This is a genomic window from Streptomyces sp. NPDC056296 (assembly GCF_042268605.1).
Classification (GTDB): domain Bacteria; phylum Actinomycetota; class Actinomycetes; order Streptomycetales; family Streptomycetaceae; genus Streptomyces.
In genome coordinates this window covers 1-12,996 of record NZ_JBHJRX010000078.1, presented here as the reverse complement: position 1 = coordinate 12,996, position 12,996 = coordinate 1, and the positions used below count along the sequence as shown (strand labels likewise).

General features: G+C 72.0%; 9 protein-coding genes and 1 tRNA gene. 5 read left to right on the top strand and 5 right to left on the bottom strand.

The genetic code is table 11. The annotated features are described in order from the left end of the window. Window positions 1-111 precede the first annotated feature (111 nt). Genes drmA through drmC form a run of 3 tightly spaced genes read left to right on the top strand, consistent with a single transcriptional unit; the run spans window position 112 to window position 6,406 of the window. A complete protein-coding gene (gene drmA, locus ACFCZF_RS36820; RefSeq protein ID WP_376675358.1) occupies window positions 112-3,723 on the top strand; it encodes a DISARM system helicase DrmA in 3,612 nt (1,203 codons plus the stop codon). Continuing rightward, complete coding sequence (gene drmB / locus ACFCZF_RS36815) at window positions 3,720-5,576, top strand: DrmB family protein (protein WP_376675357.1); 1,857 nt, start codon at window positions 3,720-3,722, stop codon at window positions 5,574-5,576. Before drmA ends, drmB begins: the two co-directional genes overlap by 4 nt. Next, window positions 5,573-6,406, top strand: a complete 834-nt coding sequence (drmC, locus tag ACFCZF_RS36810) for a DISARM system phospholipase D-like protein DrmC (protein WP_376675356.1) — start codon at window positions 5,573-5,575, stop codon at window positions 6,404-6,406. The genes drmB and drmC overlap by 4 nt, the downstream gene beginning before the upstream one ends. 80 nt (window positions 6,407-6,486) lie before the next feature. Here the strand turns inward: drmC and ACFCZF_RS36805 are convergent, their stop codons facing one another. From ACFCZF_RS36805 to msiK, 3 genes are all read right to left on the bottom strand, one after another. Beyond that, on the bottom strand, window positions 6,487-7,224 hold the full coding sequence (locus tag ACFCZF_RS36805; protein ID WP_376675355.1) for an NDP-sugar synthase: 738 nt from the start codon (window positions 7,222-7,224) through the stop codon (window positions 6,487-6,489). Window positions 7,225-7,275: 51 nt separating this feature from the next. Further along, window positions 7,276-7,731 carry a hypothetical protein gene (locus ACFCZF_RS36800; RefSeq protein ID WP_375913087.1) on the bottom strand — a complete coding sequence of 152 codons (456 nt, stop codon included), beginning with the start codon at window positions 7,729-7,731 and terminating at the stop codon, window positions 7,276-7,278. A gap of 222 nt (window positions 7,732-7,953) precedes the next feature. After that, a complete protein-coding gene (msiK, locus tag ACFCZF_RS36795) occupies window positions 7,954-9,090 on the bottom strand; it encodes a diacetylchitobiose ABC transporter ATP-binding protein MsiK (RefSeq protein ID WP_375913064.1) in 1,137 nt (378 codons plus the stop codon). 222 nt (window positions 9,091-9,312) lie between these two features. On the opposite strand from msiK, the gene ACFCZF_RS36790 reads away from it, so the two are divergent. Then, window positions 9,313-9,386, top strand: a tRNA-Thr gene (locus tag ACFCZF_RS36790). A 62-nt stretch (window positions 9,387-9,448) separates the two neighbouring features. On the opposite strand, the gene ACFCZF_RS36785 is transcribed toward ACFCZF_RS36790, so the two are convergent. Both ACFCZF_RS36785 and ACFCZF_RS36780 read right to left on the bottom strand, forming a co-directional pair. Continuing rightward, a complete protein-coding gene (locus tag ACFCZF_RS36785) occupies window positions 9,449-11,113 on the bottom strand; it encodes an alpha/beta hydrolase (RefSeq protein ID WP_376675354.1) in 1,665 nt (554 codons plus the stop codon). Window positions 11,114-11,226: 113 nt separating this feature from the next. Further along, on the bottom strand, window positions 11,227-12,168 hold the full coding sequence (locus tag ACFCZF_RS36780) for a carbohydrate-binding protein (protein WP_376675353.1): 942 nt from the start codon (window positions 12,166-12,168) through the stop codon (window positions 11,227-11,229). Between the two features lie 347 nt (window positions 12,169-12,515). Here ACFCZF_RS36780 and ACFCZF_RS36775 point away from each other — a divergent pair. Further along, window positions 12,516-12,996: hypothetical protein (locus ACFCZF_RS36775; RefSeq protein WP_376675352.1), on the top strand; the 481-nt coding region annotated here is incomplete at its 3' end.

Here is a 12,996-nt window from a genome sequence, read left to right as displayed (position 1 = left end):
ATCAAGTTTCGGCCGGAGGCGGTCGGCCCGGCGGGAATCCGATCACCGCCGGCGGTCCGTTCCCCGTTCAAGTCCCTGCCGGATGTCAGCGCTCCGACCTAATCTGTGCCCGTGACCCAGGAATTCTTCGCCGCCTCCGGCTCCGGGCCGGACTCCGCCGACGCGGTGCTCGCCGCGCCCACGCCGCAGCAGCTGCGCGACAAGCTGGCCGCGCTCGTCGTTCGCGATCTGCTGGGTCCGGAGGGGGAGGAGCCGGAGGAGCTGACCGGCAATCCGCTGGATCACTACATCGTCGGGCGGCTGGCCCCGGGCGGGGTGCGGGACGAGGACGACGGGATCGTCAAGCCGGTGGGCAAGGAGGTCGCGCCCGACATCCTCGACGAGCCCGGCATGATGCCCGACCAGGAGATCGAGGCCGGAGATCCGGAGCCGTCCGCGCCCAACGTTCCTAGCCTTCACCCGTCCACCCTGGGCATGACGGTACGTCTGGAGGACGGTGTCCAGGAGGTGGCCGTCGACTGCGCCTGGGCGCGGTACGAGCGGGGCGAGTCCGAGATCGAGGGCAATCCGCGGCGGGTCTACCACCGGGTGCCCTGTGCGGGCCGGGTCACGGTGAAGCTGGTGGAAGGGAAGCTGTCGGCACAGCCCGTGCACGCCAAGGACTTCCCGCACATCGTCGTACGCGGCCGGGCCCGGCGGCACGAAGGGTCGTGGCTGGTCTCGCTCTTCCTCGTCAACGGGCAGGAGGACCGACCCGGTTGCGCCCACTGGATGTTCCAGGCGTCGATGACGGTCGCGGGCCCGCCCGGCACCGCACCCTTCCTGCCCCGCCGTACGGTGGAACCGGCGGGCGGGGACGCCGACGAGCGGCGCTCGCTGGCCATGACGTACCGCTTCCATCCCGAGTTCGCCGTCGGGCACGGGACCGGTGTCCACGCCGCGCAGGCGCCGGACGACGCCCGGCGCGCGGTCCGCGTCTCGACCACGGCGACGCCGACATACGAGGTCCCGCACACCGACGTGCCCAACCCGCACGCCGACGAGCGCGACCGGGACCTGCCTGAGCTGACCGACCTCGTCCTGGACATGCGGGAGCTGAGCGAGCTGGAGCCCGCGCCGCTGCGGGCCGCGCTGCTGCCGCTCGTCCAGGGGTACCGGTCGTGGATCGACCGGCAGCTCGCGTCCGTGGACGACCCGGACTCCGGGCTCGCCGACTACGAGGGCGAGGCCCGGGAGAACATGCGGCGGGCCGAAAGCGCCGCCGACCGTATCCAGGACGGCATCGACCTGCTGCGGGACGATCCCGAGGCCCTCGACGCCTTCCGCTTCGCCAACCGCGCCATGTGGCACCAGCGGGTGCACACCATCGCCGCGGGGGACCGGCGGCGCGACCCGGCGCAATCGCTCCAGGAGGCGGTGGAGCGGGCCGACCTGCCGAAGAACCGCAGCTGGCGCCCCTTCCAGCTGGCGTTCCTGCTGCTCAACCTGCCCGCCCTCGCCGACCCCGCCCATCCGGAGCGGGCCGACGACCGGGGTGCGCTGGCCGACCTGCTCTGGTTTCCCACCGGTGGCGGCAAGACCGAGGCCTACCTGGGTCTGACGGCCTTCACCCTGGCCATCCGGCGGCGCAAGCCGCACCTGGGCGGGCTGGACGCCGAGCACGGCGTCGCGGTGATCATGCGGTACACGCTGCGACTGCTCACCATCCAGCAGTTCCAGCGCGCCACCGCACTGATCTGCGCGTGCGAGGTGATCCGCAGGGAGGCACCCGACCACTGGGGGCACAACCCGTTCCGGATCGGCCTGTGGGTGGGTGGCCGGGTCACGCCCAACACCACCGACCAGGCCGACGACTGGGCCAAGGAGCGCAAGAGGGAGAAGGGGTTCGGGGGTTTCGGCCGGATGGGCTCCCCGCACCAGCTCACCAGCTGTCCCTGGTGCGGCTCCAAGATGGAGGCCGGACGCGACATCGGCGTCGACACCACCCTGCGCCGCACCTTCGTCACCTGCCCCGACGCCTTCGAGTGCCCCTTCGGCGCGAGTGCGTTCGGGCTTCCCGCCGAGGAACTGGGTCTGCCGGTTCTCGTCGTCGACGAGGAGATCTACCGTTTCCCGCCCAGCCTGGTCATCGCCACGGTCGACAAGTTCGCGCAGCTGCCCTGGAAGGGCGACACCCAGGCGTTGTTCGGGCAGGTGTCCCGGCGCTGCACCCGGCACGGCTACGTGACACCGTCCGCGGTGGACACGGACTGGGAGTCCTCCAGCCACCCCCCGGCAGGCGGCCACCCCGCCGCGGTCACCGTCGACGCCGGCCGCGTCCGCCCGCCGGACCTGATCGTCCAGGACGAGCTGCACCTCATCTCCGGACCGCTGGGGTCCCTCACCGGGCTGTACGAGACGGCCGTGGACCGGCTCTCCACCTGGGAACCGGAACCCGGTCACAGCGTGCGCCCCAAGGTGATCGCCTCCACGGCCACCGTGCGCCGCGCCGACCGGCAGATCAACGACCTCTTCGCCCGCCGGACCGCCGTCTTCCCGCCGTCCGGGCTGAGCGCCGACGACACCTTCTTCGCCCGGCGCCGGCGCACCGACGAGACACCGGGCCGCCGTTACGTCGGCATCTGCGCACAGGGCGTGCGCACCAAGTCGGTCGCCATCCGCGTGTTCGTCGCCCAACTGGCCGCGGCACAGCACCTGTACGAGACCTACGGGGCGAGCGAGCTCACCGACCCGTACATGACCCTGGTCGGCTACTTCAACAGCCTGCGCGACCTCGGCGGCATGCGACGGCTGGTCGAGGACGACGTGTCGGCCAGGCTGCTGCGGGCCGACCGACGAGGTCTCGCTGTACGGCGCATCGGTGAACCGGCCGAGCTGACCAGCCGGATGGCCTCCGACGCCATTCCGGACATCCTGGAGAAGCTCGACATCGGCTTCGGCCGGCGCCCCAAGGGATCGCCCCGCCCCATCGACGTACTCCTCGCCACCAACATGATCGCCGTCGGGGTGGACGTCTCGCGCCTCGGCGTGATGGTGGTCAACAACCAGCCCAAGTCGACCGCCGAATACATCCAGGCCACCAGCCGCGTCGGCCGCCGCGCACCGGGGCTCGTCTTCACCCTGCTCAACTGGGCCCGGCCACGCGACCTCTCGCACTACGAGACCTTCGAATCCTTCCACGCGGCCCTGTACCAGCACGTCGAAGCACTGTCCGTGACGCCGTTCGCCGACCGGGCCGTCGACCGCGGCCTGACCGGAGTCCTGGCCGCCCTGGTCCGCAACCTCAAGCCCGACTACAACGCCAACCGCGGCGCCCAGTACGTGGACCGGCGCGGCGAAGTGGTCAGCCACGCCGTCCGCTCCCTGGAACTGCGGGCCCGGGACGTCACGGACGACCGCCACGTGATGGAGGAGATCCGGACCCGGCTCGACACCCGCCTCGACTACTGGGAGCAGAAGCGGCGAGCACCCGGAGCCGTCCTCGGCTACCGGGCCGCCCGGCGCCAGGGTGATGTGGCGCCACTGCTGCTGGAACCCGACAGTGGCCCTTGGCGGCTCATGACCTGCCCGACCTCCCTGCGTGAGGTGGAGCCCCCGATCCGGCTGATCTTCTCCGGCGAGCCGGGCTCCGACGGTGACGAGCCGGCGTACGCGCCCCGCCCGCAGGGCGACCCCGACGACCACGCCCCCGGCGGCGACCAGGACCCCTGGGAGAACGCATGACCAGCACGGCTTCCCAAGCGCTCCGCGTCGGCGAGCTGCGTCCCAGCCAACTGCTGCACACCTACGGCATCGGGGCCGTCACGGACCTTCCCAACCTGTCCACCATGGTCCTCGGCCTGGACAACTGGGACCCGGTCCGGGCCCGGGTGCTGACCGAGGACCGGCTGCTGGCCGCCGTACGCCGCCGCCTGGGCGGCCAGGTCGCCGCCCTGCGCACCCCGCCCCATCTGCCGGAAGACCCTTCCGACCCGTACGGAGACTGGACCCGGGTCGGAGTCCCGGTCGGGCTGTTCCCGCGCTGGCTGCGGTGCTCACGGGAACGCTGCAACCAGCTCGCCCCGGCCTCCAGCGGCCTGTTCCAGCTCAAGCCGAACCTCTACCGGCCCGAGAAGACCAAGTACGTCCACGCCAACTGCGGAGGAGGCGGGAAGGGCCAGCCCACCGCTCTGCCGGCCCGCTTCCTGGTCGCCTGCCCGGACGGCCACATGGACGACTTCCCGTGGGTCTACTTCGTCCACAGCGGAGCCGAACCCTGCGCCGACGGCACCCTGACCCTCACCGAGTCCGGCACCACCGGCGAGGCGGCCAACGTCTTCGTCCGCTGCACCTGCGGAAAGGTCCGCTCGATGGCGGACGCCCTCGGTCAGGCGGGCGAGCGCAACCTGCCCGCCTGCCGGGGCCACCATCCGCATCTGGGCACGTTCGCGCCGGAGGGATGCGCCGAACACGCCCGCACCATGGCGCTCGGCGCCACCAACAGCTGGTTCGCCTCCCAGCTGCGGGTCTTCAGCATCCCCCGTGCCGAGGAACCCCTCGCCCAGGCGGTCCGGGAGCACTGGAACCTGCTGTCGCCCCTGGCCGCGGTCCCCGCCGACGCGGCGAAGATGCTGCTGCCCACCCAGGCCTGCTGGCCCGAACTGGAGCAGTACGGAGCGGACGCGGTGTGGTCCGCCATCACCAAGGAAGCTCGGACAGTCGCCGGGGGGCAGGCCGACGAGGACGAGGAGGACGACCTCACCACACCCGAGTGGCGCGCGTTCACCCACCCTCGCGACCACGGCCTGCCGGACTTCACCACCGTCCGGGAGCGCCTGCTCCCGGACGGGACGGTCGACTGGCTGGACAGCGTCGTCCTGGTGCACCGGCTGCGCGAGGTTTCGGCCCTGACCGGTTTCACCCGGATCGAGGCTCCCGAATGGCTGCCCGACGAGTCGACCCGGACCCGCGCGGGAGCCCCGCTCAGCCGGACCGACCCGACGTGGATCCCCTGTGCCGAGCTACGCGGCGAGGGCGTCTTCCTGGCCCTCGACGAACAGCGCATCGCGGAGTGGGAGCGCAAGGAGGCCGTACTCGCCCGCGAGGAGGTGCTGAAGGCGGCTCACCTGAACTGGTGCCTCGCGCGCCGAGTGGAGCCGCGCTGGCCCGGCATCCGGTACGTCCTGCTGCACACCCTGGCCCACGTCCTCATCCGCCAGTTCGCCCTGGAATGCGGTTATGGCGCGTCCGGTATAGCGGAGCGCGTGTACGCCCGCTCCGGCCCGGACCCGATGTCCGGAATCCTGCTGTACACGGCGGCACCGGACAGCGAGGGAACGCTGGGCGGCCTGGTTTCCCTGGGCCGCAGCGAGCGCCTGGGGCCGGCGATCGACCAAGCCCTGGAGGAAGCCAGGCTCTGCAGCTCCGATCCGATGTGCGCCGAGCACGACCCGCGCGTGCACTCCCGGCTGCACGGTGCCGCCTGCCACGCCTGCCTGTTCGCCGCGGAGACGTCCTGCGAACGCGGCAACCACTTCCTGGACCGGGCCCTGCTCGTGGAGACGCTGGCCGGCGACGCCTGCGCGTTCCGGACGTGACCGGCCGTCCCGGCTCCGCCGACGACAGGAACGGGGGCATACTGCCCGGCGACGGGCAAAGCCGTGCCCGGATCCCGGTTGCTCGTGGCACAGCCCCGGAGCATCGCCTTCCGGGGCTCCTCGCGGCGCTGTGTGATCGACTTCCCGAGAACCGCCTGGACGAGTGGGAGCAGACGCTGGCACGCGCGAGCGGCCCGGAGGACCCGCTCCTCGTACGCTTCACCGCGTCCCAGCCGGCAGCGGGTTCGGCGGAGCGGATGAAGGCCCTCCGCCAGGTGTGGCGCGCGGAGGCGCCGGGCCTGCCCGGTGCCGGTCTCGCGCTCGCGCTCGGCGCGGTGCGCGCCGCACCGCGCCCGCTTCCCGCTCAGCCGGTCATCAGCGGGCCCGTCAGCGCGGCCACGCCCGCGCGGTTGACCAGCGGCGTGGCGCTGGAAGTCATTCGCTGTGCCGCAGCCTCACTCCTGATCGCCACATACGCCGCTCACGGCGCGAGTGACGTGGTCGAGGAAATAGCCGCGGCGGTCAGCCGCGGTGTGCAGGTCGACCTTCTGCTGGAAGAGACCACCCACGCCGCGACGGTCTTCTCCGACCTGACACCCGACGTGCGGATCTGGCACCGAACCGGTTCGGCGGGGGTGCTGCACGCAAAGGCCATCGCAGCCGACCGGCACACCGCTCTGGTGGGCAGCGCGAACCTGACGGATCGAGGGTTGACGGAGAACGTGGAACTAGGAGTGATCCTCCGCGACCCCGGCGTTGTCGGACCACTTGTCGACCATTTCAGGTGGCTCATCGCCCCACAGAGCGGACTCATGCGGCGGTGTCCTTGACCGGACGTGGCTGGACATGGCAGGCCTGCGGCCTCGGGGGCGGCAAGGCCCACCCCTGGCCGCAAGACGTCGGAGGGGCCTCAGCGGCCGCCCAGGGCCGCCAGTTCCCGTGCCGCCTCCGTCAGGTCCTTCGCGGTGTCGATCGCGCGCCAGTAGGAGCCCTGGGGGATCGGGAAGCCGGCCAGCCGGCGCTCACGGGCCAGCCTCGGGAACGTCGTCCGCTCGTGGTCGCCGCGCTCCGGCAGCATCGCGGCGAAGCCGGGCGAGAAGACGTACACACCGGCGTTGATCTCGAAGGTCGACGGCGGTGCCTCGATGAAGTCGGTGATGTGACCGAAGCCGTCCGTCTGCACGGCGCCCCACGGCAGCCGCGGACGGGCCAGGGCGAGGGTCGCGACGGCGTCCCGCTCGGCGTGGAAGTCGGCCAGGTCGCGCAGCGAGAAACGGGTCCAGATGTCGCCGTTGGTGGCGTACCAGGGACGGTCCGGGTGGGGCAGGTGCGCGGCGGCGTACTTGAGGCCGCCGCCGCGGCCCAGCGGCTCCGTCTCGACGACGGTGGTGACGGAGAGCGGCAGGTCGGCGGTCTCCAGCCACTTCTGCAGCACCTCGGCCAGATGACCGCAGGAGACCACGACGTCGGTGACGCCCTCCTCGGCGAGCCAGGCGAGCTGGTGGCCGATGATCGGAGTGCCCGTGCCCGGGATCTCGACCATCGGCTTGGGCCGGTCGTCGGTGTAGGGGCGCAGCCGGGAACCCTGTCCGCCGGCCAGGACGACGGCTTGAACGGGGCGGCGGGACGCGGCGCTCGGATCGGTCATGCCCGAACTGTACGCGGCGGCCCACCGGCCCCCGAAGGCTGCTCGGCCGGCTCAGCCGTGCGCGGCCAGCACGCCCGAGGCGAAGGCGGTGTCGCAGACGGGGCGCGCGTACGACTGGGCGCGCGTCGGGCCGTACACCTTGACCGCGGCGCGGCCGAGGGCGCGGGCGATGGACGCGCAGTGGCCGGCCAGCGACGGGCGCTCGTTCACGGCCTGCTGGAGGTGGGTGAGGGCGACGCCCGGGTCCTCCTCCTGCAACTCGGTCAGCAGCCGGTCGCGCAGCACCTCGTGCGGCGCGCGGGCGGCGGCCTTGGAGGACGCCTTGGAGGAGGTGGCCTCCGACGCGGCGAGCACCGAGTCGGCCGGATCCCCCGACCAGTTGACCCGGGTGACGGCGAGGGTCCCGGAGAGCACCAGGACGACGGGCAGGACGAAGGCGAGAGAGCGGCCGATCCGGCGGGCGGGGCCCCGGCCGCGTCGCGTCTGTCGGGTGGTGGAGTGCTTCACGGAGTGCTTCACGCGAGTGAGGGTAGCGCCCGGTAATGATTTGGCGACATTTAGTCACCCGGATGGGGGATGAAGAGGGGGCGGGAAATGGGTACAGCGTTGACGCGAACTGCTCGAAACGTCCGTTGTGCCGGGGTATTTGTCGACAACGCAAAGAGCCCCGCAGCAGGCCGCGGGGCTCTTTGCGTCAACGCGGGTGAATTCACCCGGCCGCGTGGTTTCTCAGTCGGTGAGGCGCTCGCCCGTGGAGGACGAGAAGACGTGGGCCTCGCCCGGGCGCGGCACGACGTGGACGGTCGAGCCCTTCTCCGGCACCGCGCGGCTGCTGACGCGGACCACGAGGTCCTTGTTCTCGCCGCCGACCTCGACCGAGCCGTAGATGTAGCCGTCGGCGCCGGTCTCCTCCACGACGTTCACGGAGACCGCCATGCCCGCCGGGGCGTCCTCGGCGTCCTTCGACAGGCTCTTGGAGACGCCGCCGTTCAGCTCCACCACGTCGAAGTGCTCCGGGCGGACGCCGACGGTGACCGTGCGGTCGCCCCTGTCGGAGGCGGCCGCCAGGGCCTCCCGGCTGATCGGCACCACGCTGTTGCCGAACTTCACGCCGCCGTCGGTGATCGGGACCTCGACCAGGTTCATGGCCGGGGAGCCGATGAAGCCGGCGACGAAGAGGTTGGCGGGCTTGTCGTACATGTTGCGAGGGCTGTCGACCTGCTGGAGCAGACCGTCCTTCAGGACCGCCACGCGGTCGCCCATCGTCATGGCCTCGACCTGGTCGTGGGTGACGTAGACGGTGGTGATGCCGAGGCGGCGCTGGAGCGAGGCGATCTGCGTACGGGTGGAGACACGGAGCTTGGCGTCCAGGTTGGACAGCGGCTCGTCCATGAGGAAGACCTGGGGCTCACGCACGATCGCGCGGCCCATCGCCACACGCTGGCGCTGACCACCGGAGAGCGCCTTCGGCTTGCGGTCGAGGTACTCGGTGAGGTCGAGGATCTTCGCGGCCTCCTCGACCTTCTGCCGGATCTCCGCCTTGTTGACGCCGGCGATCTTGAGCGCGAAGCCCATGTTGTCGGCGACCGTCATGTGCGGGTACAGCGCGTAGTTCTGGAACACCATGGCGATGTCCCGGTCCTTCGGCGGCAGGTGCGTGACGTCGCGGTCGCCGATGCGGATGGCGCCGCCGTTCACGTCCTCGAGCCCCGCGAGCATGCGGAGCGAGGTGGACTTGCCACAGCCGGAGGGGCCGACGAGGACGAGGAACTCGCCGTCCTCGATGTCGATGTCGAGACCGTCGACGGCGGGCTTCGTGGAACCCGGGTAGACGCGGGTCGCCTTGTCGAACGTAACAGTGGCCATGGTGAATGGGCCCCCTTCTACCGGCAGGAACGTGCCGGACGATCCGTTGTAGGAAGGTGGTGTGGTGTAGTCCACACAGGTGAAGCTGGGCAGGACGGTACCTGGCGTTCACCTGGTCTGTCAGTACCTGCGGGCCTGTGAACTTCGCCGAAATTTTCGAATCCCATCGTTCACCGGCTCTGTGTACAGTGGAGCAGCCTCCGCGCGCGCCGCCGTGCGAGTGCCTCCTTAGCTCAGCTGGTCAGAGCGCCGCTCTTGTAAAGCGAAGGTCGTCGGTTCGAATCCGACAGGGGGCTCGGGAGCGAGACGAAGCCCTGCCGTCCACCGGACGGCAGGGCTTCACGCGGTTCCGCGGGTGCTACTTGCCTTCCGGCAGCGGTTCCGGCTCGCACACCGCGCCGCTCTTCGGGAGTTTCCCGTCGAGCAGGTACGCGTGGACGGCGTCGCGCACGCAGGCGTTCCCGCTGTCGAAGGCGCCGTGGCCCTCGCCCTCGTAGGTGAGCTCGAAGCCCACGCCCTTGCCGAGCGCCTCGGCCATGCGGGCGGCGCCCTGGTAGGGGGTGGCGGGGTCGCCGGTGTTGCCGACCAGCATGATCGGCGCGGCGCCCGGCGCGCTCACCTCGGGGTGCTCGGCCTCTCCCGGCACCGGCCAGCCGGCGCAGGAGAGCGCGCTCCACGCCAGGCCCGGACCGAACAGGGGCGACGCCTCGACGAACTCGGGCAGCCGAGCCTCCACGTCCGCCACGGTGTAGCGGTCGCTGGAGTCGTCGCAGGTGATGGCCCTGAAGGCGTCGTTCTCGTTGCTTTCGTCCGTGGGGTCGTCCGTGCTCTCGTCCGTGGTGTCGTCGTCGCTGTCGCCGCCGGCGCCGTGCTGTCCGAGTGCCTCCGCCAGGTCCGCCAGGACGTCGCCGGCGCCGTCGGTCACCGCCTCCAGGCCGACCAGGAGCGCGGGCCAGAGGGTCTGGCTGTAGAGCGAGCCGGTGATCGCGGAGAGGACCTCGTCGCCGTCCAGCTCGCTGCCGTCCGAGGTGGGCAGCGGAGCCTCGTCCAGGCCCGCCTCCAGGTCCACGGCGGCCTCCACGATCGCCTCCGTGTCCTCGCCGAGCGTGCAGCGCTGCTCGACGCACCATTCGGCGAAGTGCTCGAAGGCGAGCTGGAACCCCCCGGCCTGTCCGAGGGCCTCCTCCATCCTGTCGCGGGTGGGGTCGACGACGCCGTCCAGGACGGCACGGCCGACGTTCTCGGGGAACAGGTGGGCGTACACGCCGCCGAGTTGGGTGCCGTACGAGATCCCGAAGTAGTGCAGCTTCTCGTCGCCGAGGAGGTGCCGCATCAGGTCCAGGTCGTGGGCGGCCTCGGTGGTGCCGACGTACGGGAGGACGTCGCCGGAGTTCTTCTCGCACGCGGCGGCCAGCTGCCGGGTGAGCTCGACCAGCGCGTCGGTCTCGTCGCCGCCGTCGTCGGGGGTCTCGTCCACCTCGTCCTCGGCCTGTTCGGCCGCTTCGGGGTCCAGGCAGCGCACGCCCCGGCTGTCGCCGACGCCGCGCGGGTCGAAGCTCACCAGGTCGTACCGGGAGCGGAGCTTCTCGTAGTCGGGGGCGAGAGCGGGCAGGGTGGTGACTCCGGAGGCTCCGGGGCCGCCGAAGTTGAAGAGCAGTGAGCCGATCCGGTCGTCCGCGTCGCCGCCGGCGCGGGCCCGGATCAGTTCTATGCCGATCGACTCCCCGGAGGGTTTCTTCCAGTCCAGTGGCGCCCGCATGGTGGTGCACTGCCATCGGGTGCCGTCGGGGAGGGGCGTGGGGGCCTCGCCGCCGCCCTGGATGGGGGAGGGGGCGGGGCAGTCCTTCCATTCCAGGGACTGCTCGCGGAAGCGGTCCGCGTCCTGTGCGTCGGTTGCCGTGCCGCCGCCGTCGCCGCCCCGGCCGCCGTCCTGTGCCGTCGGCGCGCAGGCCGTCAGGGAGCAGGAGAGCAGGGTGGCGGTGGACAGCAGGACAGCGGTGGATATCGCTCGTGCTGAGGGCATGGCCTCAGCCTCCGGCGGGCCGTCCGGGGGCGCGCGGCGTGGCGTCCATTCGGTGGAAACGGCCTCCGCCGGTGCCGGGCGGAGGCCGTTCTCCAGGTGTTCCGGGGCGTGGGTCAGGTGCGGTTGGCGCTCGACGGGCCGAAGAACTCGATCTCCGCGATGGCCACCTGCTTTTTCGCGGAGGCCGCGTGGGCCGACTCGATGGTGAAGCGGACCTTGGTGACCTCGCCGACGCGGAAGGGGCGTCGCTGGCCGCCGGCGCCCTGGTCCAGGGTGAGGTCGCGGGTCGTGGTCCTGCCGTCCTTCGTCGTGATCGTCGCCTTCACCCGGTGCGGCAGGGCCGACTGGTTGAGCTGGTCGGGCTTCCTGGAGGTGCCCGGGGTGATGATCAGGTCCAGCAGCCGGGTCGGCTCGGTGAAGCTGACCTCGATCCACTCGCCCTGGCCGGACTGCGAGATGCCCGGGCCCCACCAGGTGTTGCTGAGCTTGTCGATGAGGAGTTCCGGCTTGTGGCCGGTGAAGGAGCGCGAGGCCGTGATCCGGTCCGGCGAGACCGGGGCGCGCTTGGCGAAGTGGTCGCGGGTGGCCTGGACGCCGTCGGGGATGTAGACGAAGCCGAGGACCACCAGGGTGATGACGACCAGGACGGTGATCCAGGTGCCGATGCGGTCGAAGACGCGGCGCAGGCGCGGGCGGTCGCCGGCCCAGGGGGTCTCGCTGCGCCGGCCGCCGAAGAGGCGACGCCACCAGGGGCCGGGCGCGGTGCTGTCCTCGCCGGTGCGGACCAGGGGCATCGCACAGCGCGCGCAGTAGTGGCGGTCGGGGCGGTTGGGGGTGGAACACCACGGGCACGGCGGGCCGTTGGCGATGTCCTGCTGGTGGCTGGGGGCGCGGACCTGGGGGCGGTCCGCGTCGGGGCGGCCGGGCAGGACCGGGGCGACGGCGGGGGGCGGGGTCGGGCCGTGGGCCTCCGGGTCCGCGACGGGGACGAGGAGGGAGCGGGCCCGGTCGGACATCGTGTCGGTGAGGGCGTTCGGGGGCGGGGCGGAGGCCATCGGGGTGGTGGGGGCGGTTTCGTCCGTGTCGGGGGTGCGGGAGCCTCCGGCGGTGCGGGGGGCTCCGGCGGTGTTGGAGTCTCCGGCGGTGTTGGAGTCTCCGGCGTTGCGGGCGTCTCCGGTGGTGCCGGAGTTTCCGGTGCCTGTGCTTCCGGTGGGGCCCGCGCTTCCACTGGGGCCCGTGTTGCCGGCGGCCCCAGTGCCTCCGGAGGTGCTTGCGCTTCCGGTGGTGTCCGCGGGTCCGGTAGTGCCCGTCGGCCCGGTTGTTCCAGTGCCGCTGGGAGAACCGGCAGTATCGGAGGACGTGGCGGAGCCTGCGGAACCGGTGGCGCCTGCGGCGTCCCCAGTTGCCGCGGTACCGGCGACGCCCGCAGCACCTGCCGCGCCCGCAGCACCTGCCGCGCCCGCAGCACCTGCGGCACCCGCAGCACCTGCCGCGCCTGCGGTACCTGCGGCGCCTGCGGTACCTGCGGCACCCGCAGCGCCTGCGGCGCCTGCGGTACCTGCGGCGCCTGCGGTACCTGCGGCACCCGCAGCGCCTGCGGTACCTGCGGCGCCTGCGGTATCTGTGGCACACGCAGCGCCTGCGGCGCCTGCGGTACCTGCGGCGCCTGCGGTACCTGCGGCACCCGCAGCGCCTGCGGTACCTGCGGCGCCTGCGGTACCTGCGGCACCCGCAGCGCCTGCGGCGCCTGCGGTACCTGCGGCGCCTGCGGTACCTGCGGCACCCGCAGCGCCTGCGGTACCTGCGGCGCCTGCGGTACCTGCGGCACCCGCAGCGCCTGCGGCGCCTGCGGTACCTGCGGCGCCTGCGGTACCTGCGGCACC